We start from the raw sequence: 24,736 nt of genomic DNA, 5'->3' as shown, positions 1-24,736 counted from the left end.
GAGTAGGGGCGGGAGACATGATCCGCGACGCTGGTTCAAAGCAGCATCCGCCACACCCGCCGACGGCGCAAGGCCCAGAACACGGCTGCGAGAACCAGCAGGCAGAGCGCCGCTTTCGTCAGGCTTTCCATTGCCCCTTCGATCAGCCAGGCATGGACCACGGTGCCGATGACGACGATTACCACCGCGACGCTATGACCGAGGCGCCATAGGCGCAGGCCCAGCCGTTTTCGGAAGACGGCAAGCAGGGCGGCGGCGAAGACCGCCCACATCGCGACCGCGCCCCAGACCGAGAACGGGGTCGGGGAGCGGAACAGCAGGACATCCACCACATCCGGCGGACTGGTGAGCCAGAGGCCGAGCACATGGACGATCACCGCAATCACCAGCCCCGCGCCGGTCCAGATATGCAGGCGTCGCGCCGGTACACCGGGGAGGAGACCCAGGATCAGCAGCGGCTGCACCAGCAGCAGCGCCAGCCCGACGATCCCGGCAAATCCGGCGATGATATAGATGGGCTGACGCCATTGCAGCAGCGGGCTCTGCGCGGCGGTGATCACGGGAAGGGCGATCGCGAGAGCCAGCGCCGCCCAGATCAGCGCGCCACGCCATGTCATCAGGCCGGGCGCAGGACGAATTCCACATGAAGGCTCCTGTCCGAGGCCCGCGCCATCACCGGTCGCAGGAAGACCGTCTCGAAACCGCCATCGTCATATTCGGCATCATAGGCCAGATGCCCATGCGGCTGCCCGAAGGCGGGCACGATCTGCGGCATCTCGATGCGGAACACGCCATCCGCATCCGTCAGCGTCGCACCATGCGAGCGGGCGTCGCGTTCGTGACCCTCGGTGGTATGGGCCCAGACCTGGATGCGGCGCCCGGCCAGCGGCGCCCCGTCGCCTGCGCGCCGCACGCGGCCGCTGGTCAAGAAACCGCCGCCGCCGATCCTGGTCGTCAGCGGGGCACCGGGCCGGTAATTATTGGCACCGCCGCGCATGGTCGGCGTGGGGGCGAGCGTCTGCGCGCGAGCGGGCAGGCGCAGGCCCGAGGCGCCGATGAGCAGCGCCGCGCCAGCGCCGGAGATGAGATTGCGTCTTGTGGGTATTGGGGTCGTCATGACGATGTCTCCCATGGTTGCAAAAGCACTTCTGCAATGCCCCGGAATTATATCAGCGCGCGCCCCGTTCAACCAGCACACACGGGGATTTTACCGGGTAAGCCGACGGGCCGGGGAAGTCGGGCCCTGTCCGCCGAGGAACTTCCCCACCGACGGGTGGTTAAACACCCAGAGACCGAAGAAACGCGCAGATCGGCATGACCCGCCGGTGAGTTCATGGAATGCAGGGGAACCGAGGATGCCCAAGGAACAAGGTATTGCGCTGAAGACAAGCGATCGGGACTGGTTCACCATTCATCGCGGTGCCTCGCCCATCCTTGGAACGGCGATCCACAACGGGCATGAGGTCCGACCCGAGCTCGAGGATCAGATGGCGCTCGAGGAGGACGAGCGGCTGCGCGAGGAGGACCCGTTCACCGAATTCACCATCCGCGATCTGCCGAACCGCATCGCCTTTCACCGCTCGCGCTTTGCCGTCGATCTGAACCGCGCGCGCGACGAGGCGGTCTATCTCTCGCCGGAGCAATCCTGGGGGCTGGACGTGTGGGAAGACGCGCCGAGCGAGGAGATGGTGGCGCAATCGCTGCAGATGCACGATCACTATTATATCATGCTCAAGACGATGCTGCGCGAGCTGGAGGAGCAATACGGGCATTTCGTCGTGCTCGACATTCACAGCTACAATCACCGGCGCGACGGTCCCGAAGCACCCGCCACCGATCCCGATACCATGCCGGAAATCAATATCGGCACCTTCTCGATGGACCGGGAGCGCTGGGCGCATGTGGTCGATCCGTTCATGGCGAAGCTGCGGGAGTTCGAGTTCCGCGGTCACCGGATGGATGTCCGCGAAAACGTCGCGTTCGAGGGCAGGGGCGAGCAGACCCGATTCATCCACGAGCATTTTCCCGAAACCGGCTGCGCCATCGCGATCGAGTTCAAGAAATTCTTCATGGATGAGTGGAGCGGCAAGCCGGACCGCGAAGCGCTCGTCGCCATGCGCGCCATGATCCGATCCACGCTGCCCCTGCTCGAAGATATCGTCAAAGGCATGCCATGAGCGCGACGACGGCAACCGAGCGCGGGGAGATCGTCTCCTGCCTGAGTGCCGACAAGCCGGTTCGCAAAACCCTGGCTTCGGGCGCGCGGATACATATCGACCGGCCGTTGCCCTTCATCTGTGTGCATCAGGCTGTCGAGGAGACACAGCGGGCCGCCGAGGATATCGCCCTGGCCCATGCATCCTACCTCGTTTCAGAGGATCTCGGCCGCGATATCGACATTCTGAACGGCATCGGGCGGGCGATGATCGACCGGTTCGGCGCCTTCCTGGTGATCCGTGTTTCGGAATTCGAGCAGGACGACTTGCTGAGCGAGGACAGCCCCTATCTGCCGGAATTCGAAATCGCGCTTCAAACCGAACCGCGGACCGATACGCGCGCGGCCCTTGAGGCGGCGGCCGGTGCGATCGAGAGCGTCGATGTTAAATACCGCTCGCCACTGGTGTCGCGCACGGTTGGAGAGCGCCGGGATACGGACGCGCTGACCGGGCTCGATCCGGAGTTCGGCCTGCTGTCGCTGCGCTTCGCTCCGATCTACCGCCAACCTGACAGCGATGCGGTCTATACGGAACTGCGCGAGCGGCTGATTGCGAATATATTCGATGCGCTGTTGCAGGCAGCGGCGGCGTTCTCCCGCGAAAGCGGCGCGATGGAGCCTGCGACCCACCGCGCGCTCGGCCGTCGGGCCTTCGTGGACGCGGTGAGGAAGCTCGACCGGCAGATGGATGCGGTCTGCAACAGTTTCGACTTTCTGCTGGCGGTGACGCCGATCAACACGGCGGCGGCCTGGGACCGATTCCGGGAGCAGAAGCAGGAACGCGCGCCGCAATTGCTCTATCGGCCCCTCGCTATCGAGGTCGATGCGCAGAAGCGGGCGCTTCATGGGATCGCGTTCGAAAATCTCGAAGATCCGCTGCTGGCGTCGATCTACCGGGACCGGCAGCAGGAACTCGATCTGCAGCTTACCGCGATCAACCTGCGCGACACGACGCGGTTTCGCGACGCAAGTCGATTGCTCTATGGGCCGGTCGAGGACGCGCTCCTCGCGGCAGCGCAGGACATTCTCGCCCGGCCGCTCAGGGACGGGAAAGCCGCCAAGGGTGAAGGCGGTCAGGAAGGCCATGTCGATTGCTACGAGCTGCGCGATGCCGCCTGCCGTATGATCGCCGATTACCACGCGGAATATCCCGGCTTCGACGCCGAAGTCGTGATCCGCGATGACCTGCCCGCAGGGATGATGGTGTCGGGGCCCTGCCTGATGATCTCGCGCAGCACCCGGATGACGCGCGGCCGCTTGCAGGCGTTGCTGAGCCATGAGATCGGCGTGCATCTGATGACCTATTTCACCGGCGACGCGCAGGGTTTGCGGATTTTCCGCAGCGGGCTGGCGGGCTACGAAGGTATCCAGGAAGGGCTGGGGGTGTTTGCGGAATATCTGGCGGGCGGGCTGACGGCGGGCCGTCTGCGGCTGCTGGCCGCCCGCGTGGTCGGCTGCGCCGCGATGCTGGACGGGGCCGAGTTTGTCGAGACCTTCCGCATCCTGACCCGCGATCACGGCTTTTCCGACAGCGCCGCGTTCAATTTGACGGTGCGGCTCTATCGCTCCGGCGGCCTTGCCAAGGATGCGATCTATCTGCGCGGGTTGCGCGACGTGCTCGAACACCTGCGTTCGGGCAGATCGCTCGCGCCCTATTGGCTGGGCAAATTCGCCAAATCGCAGTTTTCCCAGATCGAGGAACTCGCGGCGCGGGGTCTGCTCAGGACCCCGCCGGTCTCCCCGGCGTTTCTAACCGGCGAGCTTGCCGAACAACGGCTGGCTGCGGCCCGCGCCGGTATGACACCGGCCGAACTGATTTCAGGATAGGAGCTTCTCCAATGCGTATCGCTTTCTTCGTCAACAGCATCAAGGATGAAGCGCCCCGTTTCACCACCACCGTCTTCGCCCTCGCGGCGAAGGCGCGCGGTCATGATGTCTGCTACATCACCCCGTCGGATTTCGTGCTGCGCGATGATGACACATTGCATGCCAGCGTGCTGAACCTGCCCGACCGCTCGTTCCAGAAGGTGCAGACCCTGCACAAGGCGCTGCAATCGGACGAAACCACGCGGGAAACCATCGACATCACCGAGATCGATGTGCTGATGCTGCGCAATGACCCGTCGCAGGATGCCGAGACGCACCCTTGGGCGGCACAGGCCGGTCCGATGTTCGGGCGGCTCGCCGTGGATCGTGGGGTTCTGGTGGTGAACGATCCCGACGGGCTGGCGCTGGCGCAGAACAAGCTCTACTTGCAGGGTTTCCCGGAGGCCGCGCGGCCCGCATCGCTGATCTCGAAAAACCTCGAGGAAATCCGCGATTTCATCGACACGCAGCCCAAGGGCGTGATCATCAAGCCGCTTCAGGGCTCCGGCGGCAAGAATGTCTTCAAGATCGACGGGCCCGACGATTCCAACATCAACCAGATCTTCGAAGCGGTCAGCGAGGAGGGCTACATGATTGCCCAGGGTTTCATGCCCAAGGCGAAGGATGGCGACGTGCGTCTCTTCGTGATGAACGGCACGCCGCTGGAACGGGACGGAAAATACGCCGCGCTGCGCCGGGTCCCGGCCAAGGGCGACGTGCGCTCGAACATGCATGCGAAGGGCGAGGCGGTGATGGTCGAGATGACCGATGAGATCCTCGCCGTGGCGGAGCTGGTGCGTCCGAAGCTGATCCATGACGGATTGTTCCTGGTCGGACTCGACATCGTCGGGGACAAGATCCTGGAGATCAACGTGTTCACACCGGGCGGGCTCTGGAGCATCTGCGATATGCAGGGCGTCGATTTTGCCGAGACGGTGATCATGTCGCTGGAGAAGAAGCTCGAAATGCGGCTGGGCAGCCAGGGCAATCTGTCGAACCGGGAACTGGCGGTGCTCTGAGGGCGCGAGCCGCTGAGTGGTTGAAGGATCGCAACCTAACATGGCCCCGCCCGGAAAGGGCAGGGCCATGTTCAAGTTTCAGTCACAGGGGCGAAGTGCCCCGTTCCGGATCACCGGCGGCGGCGACGCTCCCAGAAAAGAGCCACCCCGGCGCCCAGCGTGGCCAGCGCGCCCAAACCGGCGAGCGCGTCGATTTCCGGCACGTCGGTCGGCGGCACATAGAACGGGTTTGCCAGTGCCTGACTGGACAGCACCGCGCCCATCACGAGTGAGAAGGTAAATAATTTCTTCATAAAACATCCTTTCTATCTATCCGGCAGCAGGCCAGATGTTTGGTTGCAATGTTCCGCCAGAGGGTCCGGCGGGACTTTTTCGCGAAGCCGAGATCTGGTGACGCTCGACCCCGCGAATTCCCTAGAAGACGAAATTGTCGCAGGTGCATTCCTGCGCGAGTTCGTCGAATTCGATGCCGATGATCAGCGGTTGCACCTGATGCGGGTTCTCGGTCTTGAGCAGGATCGACACGATGTCGCCCTCGCCGGGAACGTAGTTCTGGGCCGCCAGTCCGGCATCCAGCGCCGCCTGATAGATCTCAATCGAGTTCTCATCGCTGCCGAAACTGTCAGGCACATCATCGATGAAGGAGAAACCGTCGCTGAAACCCCAGATGGCGCCTTGGATCTCGCCCTCGGTATAGAAGCCACCCTCACCATTGCTGACGCTGGTGAAGTCCTGATTGAGGATCCAGTTGATATAGCCGACATTCTCGGGATTGGCGATGTAATCGGTCGAGATGTCCTTGTCGAGAACGCAGAACTCGACCTGATAGGAGGTTCCCGGCGTGATCGGCACCTCTGCGGCGATGCAATAGGCGATGTCGTAGCTGCCGTTGAAATTCGCATCGCCCGTGCCGCTGATCTCGATGGTGAAGAAGTCGGCGTTGTCGACGGACAGCACCGCCATGCCGCTGGCGGGCAGGCTCGCCTCGATCGTCTCCAGCGTATTCTTCGCGCCGCAGACCTTCACGTTCACATAGGCGGAGCCGATATCCTCACCGTCCGAAATCGAATAGCTGAAGTTCTCGGAAACCTCGGTGCGGATCAGCATTTCATCCGCCGGGGTCAGCACGCCATCGACCATGTAGCTTGCATTCGAGCTGTCATAATCGAGGGAACCATCGGCGAGCAGCGTCACCACCGCACCGGAAGCCAGTGTCACGCTTTCGCCTGTCGCGACCGCGACGCCGTTGATATGCGCCACCTCAATCGGATCGCCATCGGGATCGCTGTCATTGGCCACCACGTCGATGTTCACCGTCTCCGTCGCGCAGACCGCGGCCCGGTCATCCTCCGGCTCCGGGGCGTTGTTCTCCTGGTAGATCCCCATATCGACGCTGAGATTGGTCTCCCCTGCGGCGAGTGTATAGGGTCCGGTCATGCCGGTGCTCGAGTTGCCATCGCTGTCGATTCCGTCATCGCCGCCCTGATCCTGGGGGCTGCCGACAAATCCGGCCGGGATGACGAAGCCGACCGAATAGGTGCCGGGAGCGAGGTTATCGAAGAGATACTTGCCGTTGGCATCGGTGAGGGTCGTCGCGATGATCGCGCCGCCCGCGTCCTTGAGGTTGACGGTCACGCCCTGCACACCGGCCTCGCCCGCATCCTGGATACCGTCCTTGTCGGTGTCATAGAACACCGTGTCGCCGAGGGCGGCAGGCTGCGGCTCATCGTCCTTGCAGATCTCGAGCTTGTCGATCCGGGCGAATTCGTTGCAATTGCGAACGCCTTTGATGACGATCTTGTCCCCGACATTGAGCATCACGTCATCGAGCACGATCTCGCGGAAGACCCCGGTCTCGCCATAGGCGCCGCCGCTGTCCTCATCGAGTTTCACCGATTTCTTCAATTTGCCGTTGATGTAGATCTTGATATAGCCCTGACCGTCATTCTCATCGACCACGGAGAGTTTCAGATCGTATTTCCCGGCCTCGCCCTTGAAAGTCGTCTTGGCCCAGGAGACATCGCAGCCTGCCTTGATGACCTTGCCTTCCGAGGCACCGGCCAGATACTCGGTCTTGTAGCCATAGAGCTGCATATCCTCGGCCTCGACAACGATGCAATCGGGCGGGGGCGGGGGCGGAGCGCAGTCTCCGGCGCCGAGGTTCTCGTATTTGATGCCGGAGCCGGAAACATCACAGCTTGAACCGACCTTCAGCTGCGCCCCTTCGGGCGGCACGCCGTAGCTGGAGTGGAACGTGTAGTAATTCGCGTCCGAGCCTTCCTGCTCGATCTCGAGCATCACGTACCATTTGCCGTTCTGATCGGAGACCCAGAAATACTTCTCGATATAGAGCTGACCGCCATTGCCGATCTCGGGGCCGTTTTCGCCCTTGGTGATCTTGCCCTTCTGATAGGATTGATCGGTGGCCTTGTCGTTGTAGCACCAGCGTCCGTCACCGGAGAGATAGCGGTCATCGTCCTTGACCGTGATGCACAGCGAGGCAGAGGCGCCCATCGTGAACGTGTCGCCGCAATTGACGCTGCCCTGAAGGCCGCCGTCCTGGAGATCTGAAAGTTTGAGGGCGGTGAATTTATAAGCTTTCGGAGCCGAATAGGATCCGGGGTTGTAATAGGTCATCGCGATGCGCTCCCTGAGCTGCGCAGACTATGTCTTTGTTTGAAAATGACGTTTCCGTCGTGAAGCTGACGCTCAATAAGGCCACTCGATACAGAAACAAATTGCCACAAACGCGGGAGGGCAGGCCCGTTATCAATGACTTAACGGTTAGTGAAAGCCGTTGCAAAGTCAACAAAAATTGGCAGAAATGTGCAAGTCGCTAGATTTTTAACAAATTTTTTGGCGGGGAGAATCGGCGCAGATTCAGGCCGATGCAGCACCGGCCCGTTCAAAGCGCTTTCTGCTTGATTCGCTGATGTCGCGGGAGTCCTAGCGGGGCTCGCTGCGCAGCCCCTGGAAGATCGTGTAGCACATCAGCAGCATCAGGATTGAGAAGGGCACGCCGGTGGCGGTGACGCCTGCCTGCAGGGCGGAAAGCCCCCCGCCGATCAGCAGCACGATGGCGATCAGGCCCTCGACGACGCACCAAAAGATCCGCTGCGGCACCGGCGCGTCGATCTTGCCGCCTGCGGTGATCGTATCGACGACCAGCGAGCCGGAATCCGAGGAGGTCACGAAGAACACCAGCGCCAGCAGGATGGCGATGGTCGAGGCCGTCCTGGTGAAGGGCAATTCGTTGAGCATGCCGAAGAGCGACAGTTCCGGGGAATAGCTGTCGATCACATTGGCTTTCACCAGCGAGGTTTCCGGGCTGGTGAGGATCTGCTCGATCGCGATGCCGCCGAAGACGCCCATCCAGACGAAGATGATCAGCGACGGGATCAGCAACACGCAGATAATGAACTCGCGCACCGTGCGGCCGCGCGAGACGCGGGCGATGAACATGCCCACGAAGGGCGCCCATGAGACCCACCAGGCCCAGTAGAAGGCGGTCCAGCCCTCCCGGTAAGCGTCATCCGAACGGCCGAAGGGGTTCGAAAGCGGGATGATTTCCTTTGTATAGGCGATCAAGCCGGTCCAGAAGCCGCCGAGGCCGATCAGCGTCGGCCCTACCAGCAACACGAAGAGGAAAAACAACACGGCGACGACCATGTTGACCTCGGAGAGGATCTTCACACCGCCGTCGAGGCCGCGCCAGACCGAGACCAGCGCCACGGCGGTCACCAGAATGATTATGATGACCTGGGCATTGATCGAGATATCGAGGCCGAAGGCGAAGTTGAAACCGGCATTGGCCTGCTGCGCGCCCAGCCCCAGCGACGTGGCTAGACCGAAAAGCGTGGCAAAGACGGCCAAGATGTCGATGAGATGCCCCCACCAGCCCCAGACGCGATCCCCGAGGATCGGGTAGAAACAGGAGCGGATCGAGAAGGGCAGGCCCTTGTTATAGGTGAACAGCGACAGCGCCAATGCCATGATCGCATAGACGGCCCAGCCGTGCAGACCCCAATGATAGAAGGTCGCGGCCAGACCCATGGCGCGGGCCGCTTCGACGTTTTCGGGGATGATACTGCCGTCCGCCGCAATCGGGGAGGCGACGCTCAGGGGGCCCGAAACGTTCATGTGATAGACCGGTTCGAGCACACCGAAGAACAGCAGTCCGATCCCCATGCCCGCGGCGAAGAGCATGGCGAACCATGCGGGATAGGAATATTCCGGCTCGGCATCGACCCCGCCGAGCCTGACCTTGGAAATCGGCATGAAGATCAGCGCGATGCAGAAGATCACGAAAATATTCACGATGATCATGAACAGCCAGTCGAGCTTGGTGGTCGCGAAATTGCGGACTGCGAGGAAGATGGCCCCCGCCTGATCGGGAAAGATCAATGTCAGAAGAACGAAAGCGACGGCGGTCAAACCGGATATGACGAAGACCGGGTTGTGGATGTCAAAGCCGAAGGGCCCGAGGCTGCCTTCGATATTGTCCTGGCCCACTTCAAAGTCGGTGTCGATTTCGCTGCTTTCGGAGGTTGAATCTGTCATAGCTTCCCCAATCGTGGTTGCTCGATCACGTCTTGACCCCGTGGCGCAGCTTTGCACGACTTCGTGAACCGCACAAGTTCGGGGCGAAGTCGCGGCGCGCCTCAGGGTCGCCCCTGTCGCCGCGCCCGCGATGTGCTAGGTCGGGCCAAAGTTATCACGATCGAATGGAGAGGCAGCATGGCCAAGGCAATCCACAGCATGATCCGGGTGCTTGACGAAGAGCGCTCGGTGGCGTTTTACCGCGAGGCTTTCGGGCTCGAGATCGCCGACCGGCTGGATTTCGATGATTTCACGCTGGTCTATCTCAGCAATGCGGAGAGCGGTTTCGAGCTCGAGCTGACCGTGAACAAGGGCCGGTCAGAGCCCTACGCGCTGGGCGATGGATATGGTCACTTCGCGGTGTCGGTCGATGATCTGGAGGCCGAATATGCGCGGTTCACCGAAGCCGGGTTCGCGCCCCGCAAGATCGTCGCCTTCGCGCCGGGCGGGACGCTGGTGGCCCGGTTCTTCTTCGTTACCGATCCGGATGGCTATGAGATCGAGGTGCTGGAGCGCAGCGGCAGGTTTCTCTAGGGCGGTTCAAGTCTCCGGCGATGCGATGCGTGAGCCCTTAGAATCCGGAGACCAGCAGATCCACCGCTGCAACGATCTCGTCACGCCAGGGCGACGCATCTCCACATGGCGGCCCGATCTGGTTGCCGGGCAGCGCGAGCATTTGCGACATGACGATGACATGCGGCACGTCGCCCAGAAATATCGGGATATGCAGCTTCGGCGCCAGAGCGCCCCACTCGGCGCGTGGCACCACCGGGGCGCAGAGGATATAGGGCGTCTCGACACCGAGGTCTGTCTGGATACGGCAGATCAACTCACCGCCATCGCGCAGGCGATGAATATTTCCCTGAACCATTCCCGTTCCGCTCAAAGCTGCCGGTAGCGGGCAAGACTGGGGCCGTTCAGCTCCAATTGCCGGGCTTCATCCGCAAGACCTTTCTGCGCGGCGGCGATCCAGGCCGCGCGCTCCCGCTCGGCCCGGGATTGCGCAATGCCCGCGTCGATCCATTCCCGCACGATTTCGGCAATCGAGGTACCGGCGGCCCTTGCCTCGTCTTCGAGCGCGGCCTTCCGGTCCCGACCGATGTCGCGGATATTCAATGGTGACGGCATTGCAGCCTCCCTTGTGCTAAACTCCATGTTCTACATAGTGCAACACATATTGCGATACAACAACTACGCGGGTCTCGGCGATCAGCAGCACCCAAAGATTGCTGAGAAAAAATTTTTCGACATACATACCGTCTGTATGGTATGGTGGCCCCATGCCACGAAAGACCAAGATAGATCCGCAGCGCGGTGACGCGCGTACCCGCCTTCTCGAGGCGGCAAGAGATATCATCCGCCAAAAGGGGTTCACAGCGACCACCGTGGATGACCTTTGCCAGGCCGCCGGAGTGACGAAAGGCGCCTATTTCCACCATTTCAGCAGCAAGGAAGCGCTAGGCGTTGCTGCGGCGGAATACTGGGGCGAGACGACATCCGCGCTCTTCGCCGAGGCGCCATACCATGCAGCCGACGATCCGCTCGACCGGCTGCTGGCCTATCTGGATTTCCGCAAGACCATTATCGAGGGCGACACGGCGGAATTCACCTGCCTCGTGGGCACCATGGCCCAGGAGATCTACGATTCCTCCCCGGCCATTCGCGAGGCCTGCGCAGCCAGCATCGTGGATCATGCCGCGACATTGGAGCCGGATATTGAGGCGGCGATGTCCGAGCGCGGGATCACGGGAGAGGGTTGGACCGCCCAAAGCCTCGCGCGTCACACGCAAGGGGTGCTGCAGGGCGCCTTCATCCTCGCCAAGGCGACGGGTGATCCCGAGATCGCCCGCGAGAATATCGATCACCTCAAACGCTATATCGAACTGCTTTTCAAACTGCCTCGCAGTGAGGCGCAATCGAACAAAGGAGATTTGCGATGAATTATGTCGACGGATTTGTGATCGCGGTGCCCGCTGCCAACAAGCAGAAATACATCGAACATGCCAAAGAGGCGGCCGCGCTGTTCAAGGATCTCGGCGCGATCCGCATGGTCGAATGCTGGGGCGATGATGTGCCGAAAGGAAAGGTCACCGATTTTCGCAGTGCGGTGAAGGCTCAAGACGACGAGGTCGTGCTGTTCTCATGGATCGAATGGCCCGACAAGGCGACCCGCGATACCGCCATGGAAAAGATCATGGAAGATCCGCGGTTCGATGCGATGGCCAAGGAAATGCCCTTCGATGGCAAGCGCCTGATCTACGGCGGGTTCCAACCGATCCTCGACGTCTGAAGCATCGCGGGCGCGATCATGAAAACAAGGGAAACGGACCAATGAGAAATCGTGAAGGCACCCCGATCTGGTATGAGTTGATGACGCAGAACCCTGACGTGGCGCAGGATTTTTACGGAAAAGTCATGGGCTGGTCGTTCGAAGCCATGCCCGCCGAAGACGATATGGATTACCGCGTTGCTTCGGCCGGCGGGGCACCGATTGCGGGCGTGATGCGCAAACCCGAACATGCGCAGGCCATGCCGGACATGTGGTTTGCCTATATCGCCGTTAAGGATGTCGATGCAGCGGCCGAGAAGGTTAAGGCACTCGGAGGCCGTGTTGACATGGAACCGGACGACATTCCCGATGTCGGTCGTTTTGCCTTCTGCAGTGACCCCCAGGGCGCGCATTTCTACCTGATGCGAACCGACAGCGACGAGGCGAGTGCGGCCTTCACGCCGATGAAACCCGGCCATGCCTGCTGGAACGAATTGGTCACGACTGATCAGAAGGCAGCGCTCGATTTCTACGGTAAATTGTTTGGCTGGGAGCATGGCGGCGCGATGTCCATGGGACCCGCGGGTGAGTACATATTCCTGAATCATGAGGGCGACATGATCGGGGCAGTGATGGAGATGCCTGAGAAGGATACAAAGCCTTACTGGAATTTCGCCCTGCAGGTGACCCACATCGACAAGGCCAGATCAACAGTGGAACAGGCGGGCGGCCTTCTGCGCATCGGGCCGACCGAATTGCCGGACAATGCGGGCTGGCTGATCCAGACCGATGATCCGCAAGGCGCGAAGATGATGTTTGTCGGGAACAGAAAGGGTGAGTTCCATGACTGAGGAGAGCGGAAATGGCCTGACGCCATCGCAACCCATCTCTCCTTGCCTGTGGTTTGATCGCCAGGCCCTGGAGGCGGCGGAGTTTTACACATCCATCTTCGCGGAGTCGCAGATCGACCATATCATGCGCTCCGGCGTCGATTGGCCAGCGGGCAAGGCCGGTGACGTGGTCCTGGTCGAATTCACGCTGAGCGGCGTTGCCCATCAGGCCCTGAACGGCGGGCCGGGCGTGGATTTCAACGAGGCAGTGTCCCTTTCGGTCAATTGCCGGGATCAGGCGGAGCTCGACAGGATCTGGGATGCGCTGACCGCCGAGGGGGGCGCGCCCATACAATGCGGCTGGCTGAAGGACAAATACGGGCTGCGCTGGCAGCTTGTGCCGGAAGCCTATTGGCGGATGACCCACGAAGGCAGCCCGGAACAGGTGCAGCGCGTCATGGCGGCGATGCTCGACATGGTGAAGATGGACGTCGCCAAGCTGAAAGCGGCCTTTGAGGGCGCATGACCGGGCGCCGGGCGGTGTCTGCGAAACGGAGAAGCGCCGATTGTTCGGCCATGGCCGCGATGCTGGAACCTCGGGCTTCCTCAACGGGTTGACATAGGCAGCCGCGGACCGCCCCGAAGCACGCCAATGTAGCGCAGCGGCGCCCGGGTACCGATGTGGCAGACGACCCGGATGCACGGTACGCGCTGGGCCGGGAAAATGAAACCGACGGCCGAGAAGGAATACCCGAATGACTGCCAGCACGGACGCAGCGCTGAGGCGGAATGAGACCGAAGCGCCCGTGCCCGGCACGCGCCTCACCTGCTTTGAAACCGAGAGAAATTGCTGGCGCGTGGCCCGCGCGGAGAAGTTCTCCCTGATCGTTGATGCGGCAGATTACTTTCGGGTGCTGCGCAAGGTTTTCATCGCGGCCAGGCGCGAGCTTCTGCTGATCGGCTGGGACTTCGATTTCGAACTCGACATGCTTCCCGGAGAAAGCGACGAGGACGGGCTCGCTCCGGATGGTTTCCCGAACAAGCTCGGCGCCTTCATCGAGGCGGTTGTCGAACAGGCGTCGGAGCTCGATGTCTATCTGCTGAAATGGAACGGGGCAGTGCTGGCCGCGCCGGGGCGTCTGGCGCCTTCCCTCGCGCTGAGCCTGTTCGGCGGTGACCAGATTCACTTCGCCCTCGACGGGCATCACCCCTTCGGCGCTTGCCATCACCAGAAGATCGTCGTGGCGGACGACAGCCTCGCCTTTTGCGGCGGGATCGACGCGACGGAGGACCGTTGGGATACGGCGGAGCACCTGCCGGAGGACCTGCGCCGGATTCGCAAGGACGGCACGCTCTCCGGTCCTTGGCATGATGCGACCTCGGCCATGACGGGCCCGGCCGCGGCGGCGCTCGGGGAGCTGTCGCGCAGGCGCTGGCACCGCGCCACCGGCGAGACTCTGGAACGGCCGAAGAATGCGACCCTGTCCGGCTGGCCCGGCAGCCTCGAAGTCGAAGCGAGGAATGTGGATGTCGCGATCGCCCGGACCGAACCGCCTTTCGACGGGGAGCCGCTGATCAACGAGATCGAGCAGCTCTATCTCGACGGGATCAGGGCGGCAAAGGACATCATCTATATCGAATCCCAGTATTTCGCCGCCGGAACCATCTGCGAGGCGCTCGAGGACCGGCTGAGGGAACGGGGCGGCCCCGAGGTCGTCGTGATCAACCCGAAGGATGCCGAATCCCAGCTCGAGGACGATGCCATGCATGTGCTGCGCGAACGGATGATCACGCGGCTGCGGGAGGCTGACAGCGAGGACCGCTTTCGCATTTATTATCCCGTCAACGCGGCAGGAGAGCCGATCTACGTTCATGCCAAGATCATGACCGTGGATTCCGACCTGCTGCGCATCGGCTCGAGCAATCTCAACGATCGCTCGATGGGATTTGACACTGAATGCGATGTGGCGATCGAGGAACCTGACGCGCTTATCGTCGGTTTCCGAACGCGCCTCCTTGCCGAACATCTCGGCGTGTCGCCGGAAGTGTTCGCCGAGGTGCAGGAGAGCGAAGGCGCGCTGATCCCGGCCATCGAATTGCTGAACAAGCCCGAGGGGCGCGGGCTGCGCCCCGTCGCGCGGGGGACGGAGACCCTTATCGGCGGCATGCTGGCCGACACGCGCCTGCTGGACCCGCGCTATCATCCCGGTGACGAGGTCTCCGCGGGCCAGGGCCTGCGCCCCCGGCATCTGGCGTTTATCCTCGGAGGTGCTTTTTTTTGCTGGATGGCATGGCGGAAATGGGGGCGGGGCGATCGGGCTGCCAGCGGTTGAGCAGAGGGATGGGCAATCCCAAATAGCCACTTCGTGCCCAAAAAACGCAAGCCCGCCTACGATAGATCGCAAGCGGACTCGCGCAGGGAGAAACCGAGTTCAGGCCTGACGGCGACGGCGTTCCCAGGCCAATAGCGTGATGACGCCGACCACAGCCAGTGCCGCGATGCTTCCCTGGGCGCTGATTTCCGGCACGTTGGTCGGCGGCGGGTATTCGCCGCAGGATTCGCCATATGTGCACACTTCAGCCAAGGACGCCTGCGCGGAGGCCAATAGCGCAGCCGAGGCAACAATTAGTTTCTTCATAATCAATCTCCTTATCGAACGATGATAAAATCAAGGCCCGGTCATAATCTCGCAAATAACGCGATCCCGGGCCTGACCGGCGGTGACACCGCCTGCTGCAAGCGGCCGTTACTCCGGCACCTGCCATCTCCTGCGCTTCTTGAACGAAGCGGCACGTCTCGAAGGCCATGATTCCATTGCAAATCGTGATGGTTCAAATCGGCCCCCCGTCAATCTTGTCCCGGATCTTCGGCCGAGGGAGCGAAGGGATAATGGTGAACATTGTTTTACTGGAACCAGTAGTGCTCAGCTCGGGGTATTCCGACGCAGGACACGTCTTCCACGATCCGGGGAAGAGTTTTCAAAATAGGATACCGGGCAAGCTAGCGCAGAACGCCACCAAGGCGTGAGTCTTTTCTGCTTCTGAAGCCTTGAGCGGCGATTTGCAGCTGCAATCGCGGCGGGCTAGGGGGAGCAACCTATAGAACTGCGGGCGGTGTCCCGGTCAGCGAGGTTGCATAAATCGTAACGGAGCGAGAGGTCCCAACTTTCAAATATGTTGACTTTGTGGCGACGTGGCGTAAATGTTGTGACGTGACTATTCGGATTCTCTAACAATTGCTTGGAAGCGGATTTAATGATGATGGGTTACTGCAAAGCGTTCGTTCCGTTGTGGAACTTTCCAACTTTCCCAAAATCGTTGACCAGAAATTTGCGGCGTTCATTCCGATGCGCGCTATCTGGTTCGAAGACCGTCATCTCGGAATTTTTGGCAAGACAAGACAATTTATCGATCCCAGGGTCATCGGGTAAGTCCGGGCCTGAAACATTAAACAACGTCCATTATCAATCGGAACCTTAATTCAATCGGTTCACGCAGGAATTAGCCTGCAAGCAAACAACTGAAGTCTCGGGCGGCGATTATCGCCGCCCGCTGATCGCGTCTCGATGAATAGACGTATCGTTGTAACTCCATATTCGACGCCTGTCGAACTTATCTGAAAGTATGTTCCATGAAGAAGTTATTATTTTTCTCCACGTTACTCGCAATGGCAGTCGTCGATCAGGCACTCGCAGGCAACCTTGAAACCGTCAGCGATGGTCTGGTTCTCGGCCATGGCGGCAATTGTGGCGGTGACAATGGCCTGAACAACCTGTGCGGCAGCAACGGCGGTAGCCTTGTTCACACCGCTAGTGCTGGCGGCGGCGGTGGTGCTGGCGGCGGCGGCGGCGGTGGTGCTGGCGGCGGCGGCGGTGGTGCCGGCGGCGGTGGCGGCAATGCCGGTGGCGGCGGTAACGGTGTCGGCCCTGGTCATGGCGTCGGGAACGGTCCCGGTCATGGTGTCGGAAATGGCCCCGGTAACGGTAACGGAAACGGCTATGGTTCTGGCGGCGTCGACGTACCTGAAATCAGCGCCCTCTCCGGAACCGCAGCCCTGGCCATGATCGGCGCCAGTATCGCGCTGCTCTGGGAGCGTCGCCATCGCAGGTAAACTGTCCCTCCACAGTCCGGACGATAGATAAGATAGCCTCGATAACCGGGGCTATCGTCATTTGCGCGATACTGGCGTCGTGAGGGACATTTGCGTTTACCACCGCAGTTCAGTGGAAGCATCGCGGACCACTTCAGCCAATCTGAAGTCGGCGTCAGAAGTTCCTAATTGATAGAAATGGCTTTATGTGGCGTGCTGTCGTCTGAATGGATGACGGGCGATGATCGCCGTTTCAGGGAGGAATTTCCATGACGACCAGGCTCACCAAACGACAGTTTCTCGGCGCCACGATCGCGGCGGCGGCGACCGCGCCCATGGCTCTGCGCGCCAGCGTGCCGGATTTCCTGACCATCGGCGGCGGTCCCTCGGGCGGTGTCTTCAACATCGTGTCCACCGGCCTCGCCAATCTGCTGCGCGGTGTCTATCCCGACACGATCATCGACGTGCAGCCCGGCGGCTCGGGGCCGAATATCCTGCGGGTCTCGGCGGGCAAGGCCGATCTCGGCATCACCTCGGCGAGCAACGCTTTTGATGCCTACCACGGTCGCGACCCCGCCACCCCCGAGGCGCCGGTGCAGAACCTGCGCGGGCTGATGACCATCATGCAAAGCGCGGTGCAGATCTGGGTCGACGGCAATTCCGACATCCGCAGTCTGCAGGACCTGCGCGGCAAGCGTATATCGGCGGGGCAGCCCGGCCAGACCTCCTGGCTCGCCTTCGAGAAGCTGCTGGCGGCAGCGGACATGTCCATGGAGGATATCGAGGCCGATGGCGGGCGGATCGCCAAGCTGAGCTGGTCTGAATCCCACAACGCCCTGCGCAATGGCGAGCTCGATGCGGTGATGTGGCTGTCGCTCTGGCCGCATCCGACGGTGCGCCAGAACGAGACCGTGCGCCCGATGCGCGCCCTGTCGATCGACCCTGCCGTGCTCGACCGCTTCCTGGAGAACAGCGGTGGGTTCGAGCGGGTGACCCTGCCCGAAGGGCTCTTCGAGGGTCAGGACAGTCCCGCCGAGACCGTGGGCACCAACACGATCCTCTTCACCTCCGAGAAAATGTCGGACGAGGCGGCAAAGGAGATCGTCAAGACGGTCTGGGAGAATCTCGAGGAGTTCAAGAAGACCCATGCGCTGCTCGGCAATATCTCGGCCGAGACGGTCGGCAAGGGCATGGTCATCCCGCTGCATGACGGGGCCAAGGCCTATTTCGACGAGCAGGGCATCGCCTATGGCGAGCCGCAGCTCAAGACTGCGGGGTAAGACAAGATGAGCGTCCTGGCAGAGATGTCCCTGCGCGACCGGATGGTGTGCGGCCTCGCGATCCTGATGGCCCTGTTCCATCTCGTAGCGGCATCGCCGCTCTGGCTGGCACCCAACCTGGTGCTGCGCTCGGGGCATCTGCTGTTCGCGGCGCTCATCGTGCTTCTGCTCTATCCGATGGCACGCGGCTGGGCCGGGCGCGCGCTCGATTTCGCGCTGGCCGGTCTGGCGATCATCTGTCTCGGCTATGCGATCATCTTTGCGCCGCAGATCGTGGTGCGCCCGCCCTGGACGCTCGATGCAAGTCCGCTCGAGATCTTCGTGGCTCTGGGCACCGTAGTGCTGGCGCTTGAGATCACACGGCGCAGCCTCGGGCCGATGATCTCGATCCTCTGCCTGATCTTCATCGCCTATGCTTTCGTCGGCCCCTATCTGAGACATGTCGATTTCCTGCGCCCGCTCGCCCATGGCGGCGTGGGCCTGAACGAATTCGTCGATCAGATGTATTTCAGCTTCGAGGGGATTTTCGGCACGGCGCTGGGTGTCTCGGCGGAATATATCTTCCTCTTCGTCATGTTTGGCGCGGTGCTGCAGGTCGCGGGCGGCGGTGATTTCTTCATCGCCATGACCCGCACGGTGACCGGCACCAGCCGCGGCGGCCCGGCCAAGATCGCGGTGATCGCCTCGGGCCTCATGGGCATGATGTCGGGCTCCTCTGTGGCCAATGTGGCGACGACCGGCTCGCTGACCATCCCGATGATGAAGAACCTTGGCTATCCAGGCCGTTTCGCAGGAGCGATCGAGGCGATCGCCTCCACCGGCGGGCAGATCACCCCGCCGATCATGGGTGCGGCGGCCTTCCTGATGGCGGCGATCCTCGGCATCGAATATGTCGAAGTGGTGCTCGCCGCCTCGCTCCCCGCGCTGCTGTTCTTCGGCGCGTTGCTGATCAGTGTGCATCTGATGGCGCTGCGCCACGATCTCGCACCGTTGCCGCGCGCCGAGGCGGGCTCGACCCGCCGGGTGATGGCGCAGGGCTGGACTTTCATCCTGCCGGTGATCGTGCTGGTGGTGCTGATGCTGCAGGGGTTCACCCCGAGCTACGCCGCCTTCTGGGGCGTGCTGGCCGCGCTGATCACCCCGTTCCTGCGTCGCTCGACCTTCATCGGGGCGGAGCAGCTCATCGCCGGTATCCGCTCGGGTGTGGAGGGCGCCGTGGTGGTGGCAGCCGCCTGTGCCTCCGCGGGGATCATCGTCGGGATCGTGCAAATCTCCGGCCTCGGCTTCCGCTTCAGCGCGCTCGTCACCGATTTCTCCGGCGGCTCGCTCAACGTCGCGCTGGTGCTGGCGATGCTGGCCTCCTTCATCTTCGGCATGGGCATGCCGACGACCGCGGCCTATATCATCCAGGCGACGCTGGTCGCGCCCGCGCTGGTGAAGCTCGGTGCCGATCCGCTCGCCGCGCATCTCTTCGTCTTCTATTTCGCGGTGCTCGGCCAGATCACCCCGCCGCTGGCCGTGGCGGCCTATGCTGCCGCGCCGATCGCCGGTGAATCCGCGTCACGCGTCGGCTGGGCCGCCTTCGCCATCGGGTTGCCGATCTACGTGATCCCGTTCCTCTTCGTGGCCAATCTAGACCTGCTGGCCCCGAGCTTCAGCGTGGAGCTGCTCTACTCCCTGACCCGCTCGGCCCTCGCGCTGATCTGCATGTCGGTGGTGGTGGTCGGCTGGTTCGGCGGCGGGCGGCTCAACCTGGTGCTGCGCGCTCTGCTCTTCGTCGTTGCAGCACTGATGATCCATCCCGGTCTGCTGACCTCCGGCCTCGGCGTGCTGGTTCTGGTCCTGACCTATCTCTTTCAAACACTGCGCCACCGCGCGCGATCAGCGGAGGCAAGCGCATGAATATGCAGGAGAAGACGGGAACGAGCTTGCATAGAACTATCTACGCCTATGAACCGGCGAAACGCTCCGGCAATATCCTGTTCCTCGCCGGACAGATCGCCAAGATCAGCGATACCGAAATCCACGCCGCCGGACGATGCGGCGATACCATCGACCTTACCACGGCCAAGGAAAGCGCCGAGATCGCCGCACGGCAGGGGCTCGGCTGGCTCGAGGCGCAGCTCGGCGAAGGCGAGAAAGTGCGCCAGATCCTGCGGATGGATGTCTTTGTCGCCGTGTCACCGGAGTTCGAATTCATCTCCGAGGTTGCGGACGCCGCCTCGCAGGTCTTCATTGACGCTTTCGGCGGTCCCGGACGGCATCCGCGTTCGGTGATCGGCGTGATGCGCCTGCCGCGCAATGCGCCGGTGCTGCTGGAGATCACGGCCGAGGTGGGGCGGTGAGCGGCTTCACCGTCCTTCAAACGAAAAAGCCAGCCTCACCGAGACTGGCTTAACGAGACGGTCATATTTACCTGTCTCTCGTCAGAGGCGCAGGTTGCTCTCGGCGGGAGGAAAAACGCTCTTGAGATCGAAGAACACGTGATCGTCTTTTCCGTAGCCGCGCATCTTTGCGGCGCTTTCGCTGCGAAACTCTTCATGCGGCACGGCCAGTAGAACAGCATCATAGGTCTTCGCCATCGGCTCTTCGATGAGGCCGATCCCAAACTCGGCCAGAGCATCCTCCGGTTCTACCCAGGGGTCATGGACATCCACCGTAGCGCCATAATCCTCAAGCTCGCGGATCACGTCCACCACCCTTGTATTACGCAGGTCAGGACAATTCTCCTTGAACGCCAACCCAAGCACCAGCACCCGCGCGCCGTGCACCTGAATCCGCTGTTTCAACATTGCCTTGATGAGCTGCCCGGCCACATAGGCACCCATGCCATCGTTGATACGCCGCCCGGCGAGGATCACCTGCGGGTGATAACCAATCTCCTTGGCCTTGTGCGTCAGATAATAGGGGTCAACGCCGATACAGTGACCGCCGACAAGTCCCGGGCGGAAGGGCAGAAAATTCCATTTCGTTCCGGCGGCTCTCAGAACCGCATCCGTGTCGATCCCCATCTTGTTGAAGATCATCGCGAGCTCGTTCACCAGCGCGATGTTGAGATCACGCTGGGAGTTTTCGATGACCTTTGCCGCCTCCGCCACGCGGATGCTCTCGGCCCTGTAGGTACCTGCGGTGATGATCTCCGCATAAAGCACATCGACGGTCTCGGCGACCTCAGGCGTCGATCCGGCCGTCACCTTCCTGATATCTGTCAGGCGATGTTCCCTGTCGCCGGGGTTGATCCTCTCGGGGCTGTAGCCGCAGAAAAAGTCAACATTGAACTTAAGGCCCGAATGCTCCTGAAGCAGGGGAACACAATCTTCCTCCGTCGCACCGGGGTAGACCGTGCTCTCGTAGATCACGATGTCGCCCTTCTTTAGCACCTTGCCGACGGTCTCTGAAGCGCGCAGCAGCGGCGTGAGGTCGGGGCGCTTGTGGCGGTCGACCGGCGTAGGGACCGTGACGATATAGATCGTACAATCGGCAATCGTATTCACCTTGCTGGCATAGGTCAGATGTTTTGCCGCCCTTAGCTCTTCGGGGGTCAGCTCTCTGGTTCGGTCATACCCCCCAGACAGCTCTTCAATGCGATCCTCGTTGATGTCGAAGCCCACGACCGGCCGTCGCTTGCCGAACTCTACCGCCAAAGGGAGGCCGACATAGCCGAGGCCGATCACGGCGATCTTGCTCTGCGACGACTTGGATTTCATTGTAGCAGCCCTCGGCGATGTTCCGACATGCCAGTGCTATTTATCATAATACTCCCGGAACCACGCGACGAAACGCGCGATACCGTCCTTGAAATCCGTCTGCGGGCGGTAGCCGGTGAGCTTGTGCAGCAGATCGGCATCCGCCCAGGTCGCCGGAACGTCGCCCATCTGCATGTCCATGTAATTACGTTGGGCGGGTTGTCCAAGACATTCCTCGATCGCATCGACGAAATCGAGCAGCCGCACCTTGTCGGAATTGCCGATGTTGACGACACGATAGGGTGCGACCGGCGACAGGCTGTCTCCTTCCGCAATATCCTCGCGCGACGCGGGACGTTCGGGCACCGCGTCGATCAGCAGTCGGATACCCCGGACGAGATCGTCGACATAGGTGAAGTCGCGATACATGTCGCCATGATTGTAGATGTCGATGGGGCGGTTATCGAGGATCGCATCGACGAATTTATAGAGCGCGAGATCGGGACGCCCCCAGGGACCGTAAACGGTGAAGAACCGAAACATCGTGGTGGGGATGTTCCACAGATGCGCATAGGCATGGCCCATCCCCTCGGTCGCCTTCTTGGTGGCGGCATAGATGGTGAGCTGCGTATCGGTCCGGTCGGTTTCAACGAAGGGCATGTCCTCGTTGGCGCCATAGACAGAAGAGGTCGAGGCCATCAGGAGATGTTCGACCTGCAGACGTCGCGCCGCCTCCATCACGTTGAACGTGCCGATGACGTTGGAATCCAGATAGCTGCGCGGGTTCTCCAGACTGTAGCGCACCCCGGCCTGCGCCGCGAGATGGACGATGATCTCCGGCTGAAAATCGTCGCAGATCCTGTCGAACAAATCGCGGTCCTCAAGCAGACCTTCGGTCGCCGCGAAACCGGGGTTCTGCAGCAACAGCGCATGGCGGCGCTGTTTCAGGGTGACGTCGTAATAATCAGTCATGCCGTCATAGCCATGCACCTGGAACCCTTCTGCGAGTAGCAGCTTGGCCAGATGGAAACCGATGAACCCGGCGGTGCCGGTGATGAGGACTTTTTTCATGTGGGTGCTATGTTTTCGCTTCAATTGACAAGGTGAGCAGTGGGAAAACAGTTATCTGACTGTGGGTTATGTGTCCAACCATCGAGGATGGTAATATCTCGCGCAACCGCGTTGATGCCCATAGACCCGCTGTTGCGCATTATCGGGCGTTTGTGTCCTCGGGGGCAGGGGCGCATATCTCGGGAGATGCAGCTATCCCAAGCCCGTAGGATCGCTTGGATAATGGCGATATCGTCGTTCCCACCGGCAGCTGCACTTGCATCGGCGCGCCCCTCAACCCATCGCGCATCCCTGGGGTGACAGCGTCTGCCTCGCATGCCACGAAATCGGCAGCTTGAAGCGCTCGAACTGGCCTGTTGTGGCGGAGGCTCGAGCGACGGGGCTTCTCGGTACTCGTGATCGGCTGCGTGACGATATGTCAAGCCTTGGGCCGCGCCACAGGTTGCCAGTGCGCGCAGGCTTTGTCGATTCACTGACCTCCGGCCTTAGCCAAGCCCCTTCCCGCATGCTTCAGGGGCACAGGAACTCTTATGGCGTGGAAATCTTCACAATCAGAAGGTGAAATCAGCTTTGTTTCGGTAAATTCGGGGGTCGGCTTCGGATGCGCCGTCAGAGAGAAGGGCGCGCATCCGATCGACTGCGGTCGCGCGCATCATCAAAGACGAAAGCGTTCCCGTCCGGACAGGATGCATGCAACGCGGGGCCTCCATATTCAGCCGATGCCGAGACAAGTCCCGGCGAGGCCAAACACCGCAACCAGGCGACCCGCACGGGCCTCGCTTCGCTACGCGAAGGCTCCGCTCGGCCCGTGCTACCGTCGTGACTAACCCCGCCGAGCGTAATCGCCACATCAGGGGGGGACGATCATCGAAATCGTCAAGTCGCGGAGCTTCGCTCTATTTTCCGCCGATACTGTCCAGCGCGAAATTGACCAGATAGTCGTTCAGATCCCGCGACGCCTTTTCCGCGGCGGCGCTGTCCTGGGCGACAATGGCCTCCAGGATCATAATATGCAGTTTGGAACCGATCCGGATTTCGCGGTGCGCGTCTTTCAACCGGCTGATCCAGAATCGGCGTGACAACCCCTGAAGCGGGGCCATCGCCATGGTCAGATAATCGTTATGCGCCCCCGCGACGATCAGATCATGGGTTTCGGTCAGCGTCCCGACATATTCACGGATTTCCGGTTCATTCCGGGAAAGAAACCTGGCCATGTCCGCCATCCGCTGTCTTTCCTCCTGAGTGGCACGCTCACAGGCGAGTCTGACGGCCAGTACCTCAAGCACGCGCCGGGTTTCCAGAATGCGCAGCTGTTCCTCGACCGATACGCGCGGAACCAGCACGCCCTTGCTGGGATAGATCTCGACCAGCCTATTTCGCGACAGCTGCTGCAAGGCCTCACGAATAGGGGTTCTGCCCAGCCCGGTCAGCCGCATCAATTGTGCCTCGGAAACCAGTGAATTCGGAGCGACCTCTCCGTAGAGAATCATGGTCTCGATAGCCTTGTATGCCAGCGCAGCTTTCCCCGTTTCCCGAGCCATCCCTCACCTCCTTTCAGAATTTTATGGAATATCCTGACTTGATATGCAACCGATATATCGGTTGCATATGGCGTAGGTTGACCCCTCCTGAAAGCTGAGGGGGCCGATGCCAAGGCCACATACGCGCTGTTCGTCCTGTATGGATGCTTAGGTTTGGGATCGGGATCGCCGGGCCGGGGCGGCACGCAGCGGCTTCTAACAGGGTGCTGATTTAGTCGCTGATCCGGAACGCTATCCCTTCAACGGCGCCGGTTCGGGTGATCTTCTCAC

General features: G+C 61.4%; 24 protein-coding genes. 12 read left to right on the top strand and 12 right to left on the bottom strand.

Annotated features, from left to right (window positions below):
- Positions 1–35: 35 nt before the first annotated feature.
- Both ACFSUD_RS17370 and ACFSUD_RS17365 read right to left on the bottom strand, forming a co-directional pair.
- Positions 36–617 carry a ferric reductase gene (locus tag ACFSUD_RS17370; RefSeq protein ID WP_386375774.1) on the bottom strand — a complete coding sequence of 194 codons (582 nt, stop codon included), beginning with the start codon at positions 615–617 and terminating at the stop codon, positions 36–38.
- Entirely contained in the window at positions 617–1,117 is a 501-nt protein-coding gene (locus ACFSUD_RS17365) for a twin-arginine translocation pathway signal (RefSeq protein WP_386375773.1), read from the bottom strand. Before ACFSUD_RS17365 ends, ACFSUD_RS17370 begins: the two co-directional genes overlap by 1 nt.
- 238 nt (positions 1,118–1,355) lie before the next feature.
- Here ACFSUD_RS17365 and ACFSUD_RS17360 point away from each other — a divergent pair, with 238 nt between their 5' ends.
- From ACFSUD_RS17360 to ACFSUD_RS17350, 3 genes are read left to right on the top strand one after another with little or no spacing between them, the layout of a single operon-like run.
- On the top strand, positions 1,356–2,177 hold the full coding sequence (locus tag ACFSUD_RS17360; protein WP_386375772.1) for an N-formylglutamate amidohydrolase: 822 nt from the start codon (positions 1,356–1,358) through the stop codon (positions 2,175–2,177).
- On the top strand, positions 2,174–4,042 hold the full coding sequence (locus tag ACFSUD_RS17355) for a flavohemoglobin expression-modulating QEGLA motif protein (protein WP_386375771.1): 1,869 nt from the start codon (positions 2,174–2,176) through the stop codon (positions 4,040–4,042). The genes ACFSUD_RS17360 and ACFSUD_RS17355 overlap by 4 nt, the downstream gene beginning before the upstream one ends.
- An 11-nt stretch (positions 4,043–4,053) precedes the next feature.
- Positions 4,054–5,100 carry a glutathione synthetase gene (locus ACFSUD_RS17350; protein WP_386375770.1) on the top strand — a complete coding sequence of 349 codons (1,047 nt, stop codon included), beginning with the start codon at positions 4,054–4,056 and terminating at the stop codon, positions 5,098–5,100.
- A 110-nt stretch (positions 5,101–5,210) separates the two neighbouring features.
- Here ACFSUD_RS17350 and ACFSUD_RS17345 read toward each other — a convergent pair whose 3' ends face one another.
- The 3 genes from ACFSUD_RS17345 to ACFSUD_RS17335 all read right to left on the bottom strand — a co-directional run bounded on the left by ACFSUD_RS17345 (position 5,211) and on the right by ACFSUD_RS17335 (position 9,660).
- Entirely contained in the window at positions 5,211–5,393 is a 183-nt protein-coding gene (locus ACFSUD_RS17345) for a VPEID-CTERM sorting domain-containing protein (RefSeq protein WP_386375769.1), read from the bottom strand.
- Positions 5,394–5,514: 121 nt separating this feature from the next.
- The gene (locus tag ACFSUD_RS17340; RefSeq protein ID WP_386375768.1) at positions 5,515–7,737 is read right to left on the bottom strand and encodes an SdrD B-like domain-containing protein; all 2,223 of its coding nucleotides are present in this window, start codon (positions 7,735–7,737) and stop codon (positions 5,515–5,517) included.
- A 309-nt stretch (positions 7,738–8,046) separates the two neighbouring features.
- Complete coding sequence (locus ACFSUD_RS17335) at positions 8,047–9,660, bottom strand: BCCT family transporter (RefSeq protein WP_386375767.1); 1,614 nt, start codon at positions 9,658–9,660, stop codon at positions 8,047–8,049.
- 177 nt (positions 9,661–9,837) lie between these two features.
- Between ACFSUD_RS17335 and ACFSUD_RS17330 the strand changes: the two genes are divergently transcribed.
- Complete coding sequence (locus ACFSUD_RS17330) at positions 9,838–10,233, top strand: VOC family protein (protein WP_386375766.1); 396 nt, start codon at positions 9,838–9,840, stop codon at positions 10,231–10,233.
- Between the two features lie 37 nt (positions 10,234–10,270).
- On the opposite strand, the gene ACFSUD_RS17325 is transcribed toward ACFSUD_RS17330, so the two are convergent.
- Together ACFSUD_RS17325 and ACFSUD_RS17320 are read right to left on the bottom strand one after the other, a co-directional pair.
- Positions 10,271–10,570 (bottom strand): hypothetical protein, encoded by a 300-nt coding sequence (locus ACFSUD_RS17325; RefSeq protein WP_386375765.1) that lies wholly within the window; start codon positions 10,568–10,570, stop codon positions 10,271–10,273.
- Between the two features lie 11 nt (positions 10,571–10,581).
- On the bottom strand, positions 10,582–10,827 hold the full coding sequence (locus tag ACFSUD_RS17320; protein WP_386375764.1) for a hypothetical protein: 246 nt from the start codon (positions 10,825–10,827) through the stop codon (positions 10,582–10,584).
- A gap of 152 nt (positions 10,828–10,979) precedes the next feature.
- Here ACFSUD_RS17320 and ACFSUD_RS17315 point away from each other — a divergent pair, with 152 nt between their 5' ends.
- The 5 genes from ACFSUD_RS17315 (at position 10,980) to ACFSUD_RS17295 (ending at position 15,131) form a co-directional block, all read left to right on the top strand.
- On the top strand, positions 10,980–11,639 hold the full coding sequence (locus ACFSUD_RS17315; RefSeq protein WP_386375763.1) for a TetR/AcrR family transcriptional regulator: 660 nt from the start codon (positions 10,980–10,982) through the stop codon (positions 11,637–11,639).
- The gene (locus tag ACFSUD_RS17310) at positions 11,636–11,989 is read left to right on the top strand and encodes a DUF1428 domain-containing protein (RefSeq protein ID WP_386375762.1); all 354 of its coding nucleotides are present in this window, start codon (positions 11,636–11,638) and stop codon (positions 11,987–11,989) included. The genes ACFSUD_RS17315 and ACFSUD_RS17310 overlap by 4 nt, the downstream gene beginning before the upstream one ends.
- A 41-nt stretch (positions 11,990–12,030) precedes the next feature.
- Entirely contained in the window at positions 12,031–12,819 is a 789-nt protein-coding gene (locus tag ACFSUD_RS17305) for a VOC family protein (RefSeq protein WP_386375761.1), read from the top strand.
- Entirely contained in the window at positions 12,812–13,324 is a 513-nt protein-coding gene (locus tag ACFSUD_RS17300; RefSeq protein WP_386375760.1) for a VOC family protein, read from the top strand. The genes ACFSUD_RS17305 and ACFSUD_RS17300 overlap by 8 nt, the downstream gene beginning before the upstream one ends.
- A gap of 229 nt (positions 13,325–13,553) precedes the next feature.
- Positions 13,554–15,131: a phospholipase D-like domain-containing protein gene (locus ACFSUD_RS17295; protein WP_386375759.1), complete on the top strand. Its 1,578-nt coding sequence runs from the start codon at positions 13,554–13,556 to the stop codon at positions 15,129–15,131.
- Between the two features lie 99 nt (positions 15,132–15,230).
- Here ACFSUD_RS17295 and ACFSUD_RS17290 read toward each other — a convergent pair whose 3' ends face one another.
- Both ACFSUD_RS17290 and ACFSUD_RS17285 read right to left on the bottom strand, forming a co-directional pair.
- Positions 15,231–15,437 carry a hypothetical protein gene (locus tag ACFSUD_RS17290; RefSeq protein WP_386375758.1) on the bottom strand — a complete coding sequence of 69 codons (207 nt, stop codon included), beginning with the start codon at positions 15,435–15,437 and terminating at the stop codon, positions 15,231–15,233.
- Between the two features lie 1,019 nt (positions 15,438–16,456).
- Positions 16,457–16,900, bottom strand: a complete 444-nt coding sequence (locus ACFSUD_RS17285; protein WP_386375757.1) for a hypothetical protein — start codon at positions 16,898–16,900, stop codon at positions 16,457–16,459.
- A gap of 257 nt (positions 16,901–17,157) precedes the next feature.
- On the opposite strand from ACFSUD_RS17285, the gene ACFSUD_RS17280 reads away from it, so the two are divergent.
- From ACFSUD_RS17280 to ACFSUD_RS17270, 3 genes are read left to right on the top strand one after another with little or no spacing between them, the layout of a single operon-like run.
- On the top strand, positions 17,158–18,168 hold the full coding sequence (locus ACFSUD_RS17280; protein WP_386375756.1) for a TAXI family TRAP transporter solute-binding subunit: 1,011 nt from the start codon (positions 17,158–17,160) through the stop codon (positions 18,166–18,168).
- A 6-nt stretch (positions 18,169–18,174) separates the two neighbouring features.
- Entirely contained in the window at positions 18,175–20,070 is a 1,896-nt protein-coding gene (locus ACFSUD_RS17275; protein ID WP_386375755.1) for a TRAP transporter permease, read from the top strand.
- A 26-nt stretch (positions 20,071–20,096) separates the two neighbouring features.
- A complete protein-coding gene (locus tag ACFSUD_RS17270) occupies positions 20,097–20,513 on the top strand; it encodes a RidA family protein (RefSeq protein ID WP_386375754.1) in 417 nt (138 codons plus the stop codon).
- An 81-nt stretch (positions 20,514–20,594) separates the two neighbouring features.
- Here ACFSUD_RS17270 and tviB read toward each other — a convergent pair whose 3' ends face one another.
- The 3 genes from tviB to ACFSUD_RS17255 form a co-directional block, all read right to left on the bottom strand.
- Positions 20,595–21,875 (bottom strand): Vi polysaccharide biosynthesis UDP-N-acetylglucosamine C-6 dehydrogenase TviB, encoded by a 1,281-nt coding sequence (gene tviB, locus ACFSUD_RS17265; RefSeq protein ID WP_386375753.1) that lies wholly within the window; start codon positions 21,873–21,875, stop codon positions 20,595–20,597.
- Positions 21,876–21,911: 36 nt separating this feature from the next.
- A complete protein-coding gene (locus ACFSUD_RS17260; protein WP_386375752.1) occupies positions 21,912–22,925 on the bottom strand; it encodes an NAD-dependent epimerase/dehydratase family protein in 1,014 nt (337 codons plus the stop codon).
- Positions 22,926–23,821: 896 nt separating this feature from the next.
- On the bottom strand, positions 23,822–24,466 hold the full coding sequence (locus ACFSUD_RS17255; protein WP_386375751.1) for a GntR family transcriptional regulator: 645 nt from the start codon (positions 24,464–24,466) through the stop codon (positions 23,822–23,824).
- Positions 24,467–24,736 lie beyond the last annotated feature (270 nt).

The organism is Sulfitobacter aestuarii (assembly GCF_042685005.1).
Taxonomy (GTDB): Bacteria; Pseudomonadota; Alphaproteobacteria; order Rhodobacterales; family Rhodobacteraceae; genus Sulfitobacter; species Sulfitobacter aestuarii.
This window is presented reverse-complemented; position numbering and strand designations above follow the sequence as displayed.

Coding starts and splice junctions, on each gene's coding strand:
- ACFSUD_RS17370 (WP_386375774.1), bottom strand. CDS start 617: ATGACATGGCGTGGCGCGCTGATCTGGGCGGCGCTGGCTCTCGCGATC.
- ACFSUD_RS17365 (WP_386375773.1), bottom strand. CDS start 1,117: ATGACGACCCCAATACCCACAAGACGCAATCTCATCTCCGGCGCTGGC.
- ACFSUD_RS17360 (WP_386375772.1), top strand. CDS start 1,356: ATGCCCAAGGAACAAGGTATTGCGCTGAAGACAAGCGATCGGGACTGG.
- ACFSUD_RS17355 (WP_386375771.1), top strand. CDS start 2,174: ATGAGCGCGACGACGGCAACCGAGCGCGGGGAGATCGTCTCCTGCCTG.
- ACFSUD_RS17350 (WP_386375770.1), top strand. CDS start 4,054: ATGCGTATCGCTTTCTTCGTCAACAGCATCAAGGATGAAGCGCCCCGT.
- ACFSUD_RS17345 (WP_386375769.1), bottom strand. CDS start 5,393: ATGAAGAAATTATTTACCTTCTCACTCGTGATGGGCGCGGTGCTGTCC.
- ACFSUD_RS17340 (WP_386375768.1), bottom strand. CDS start 7,737: ATGACCTATTACAACCCCGGATCCTATTCGGCTCCGAAAGCTTATAAA.
- ACFSUD_RS17335 (WP_386375767.1), bottom strand. CDS start 9,660: ATGACAGATTCAACCTCCGAAAGCAGCGAAATCGACACCGACTTTGAA.
- ACFSUD_RS17330 (WP_386375766.1), top strand. CDS start 9,838: ATGGCCAAGGCAATCCACAGCATGATCCGGGTGCTTGACGAAGAGCGC.
- ACFSUD_RS17325 (WP_386375765.1), bottom strand. CDS start 10,570: ATGGTTCAGGGAAATATTCATCGCCTGCGCGATGGCGGTGAGTTGATC.
- ACFSUD_RS17320 (WP_386375764.1), bottom strand. CDS start 10,827: ATGCCGTCACCATTGAATATCCGCGACATCGGTCGGGACCGGAAGGCC.
- ACFSUD_RS17315 (WP_386375763.1), top strand. CDS start 10,980: ATGCCACGAAAGACCAAGATAGATCCGCAGCGCGGTGACGCGCGTACC.
- ACFSUD_RS17310 (WP_386375762.1), top strand. CDS start 11,636: ATGAATTATGTCGACGGATTTGTGATCGCGGTGCCCGCTGCCAACAAG.
- ACFSUD_RS17305 (WP_386375761.1), top strand. CDS start 12,031: ATGAGAAATCGTGAAGGCACCCCGATCTGGTATGAGTTGATGACGCAG.
- ACFSUD_RS17300 (WP_386375760.1), top strand. CDS start 12,812: ATGACTGAGGAGAGCGGAAATGGCCTGACGCCATCGCAACCCATCTCT.
- ACFSUD_RS17295 (WP_386375759.1), top strand. CDS start 13,554: ATGACTGCCAGCACGGACGCAGCGCTGAGGCGGAATGAGACCGAAGCG.
- ACFSUD_RS17290 (WP_386375758.1), bottom strand. CDS start 15,437: ATGAAGAAACTAATTGTTGCCTCGGCTGCGCTATTGGCCTCCGCGCAG.
- ACFSUD_RS17285 (WP_386375757.1), bottom strand. CDS start 16,900: ATGGCGACGCTCCCAGAGCAGCGCGATACTGGCGCCGATCATGGCCAG.
- ACFSUD_RS17280 (WP_386375756.1), top strand. CDS start 17,158: ATGACGACCAGGCTCACCAAACGACAGTTTCTCGGCGCCACGATCGCG.
- ACFSUD_RS17275 (WP_386375755.1), top strand. CDS start 18,175: ATGAGCGTCCTGGCAGAGATGTCCCTGCGCGACCGGATGGTGTGCGGC.
- tviB (WP_386375753.1), bottom strand. CDS start 21,875: ATGAAATCCAAGTCGTCGCAGAGCAAGATCGCCGTGATCGGCCTCGGC.
- ACFSUD_RS17260 (WP_386375752.1), bottom strand. CDS start 22,925: ATGAAAAAAGTCCTCATCACCGGCACCGCCGGGTTCATCGGTTTCCAT.
- ACFSUD_RS17255 (WP_386375751.1), bottom strand. CDS start 24,466: ATGGCTCGGGAAACGGGGAAAGCTGCGCTGGCATACAAGGCTATCGAG.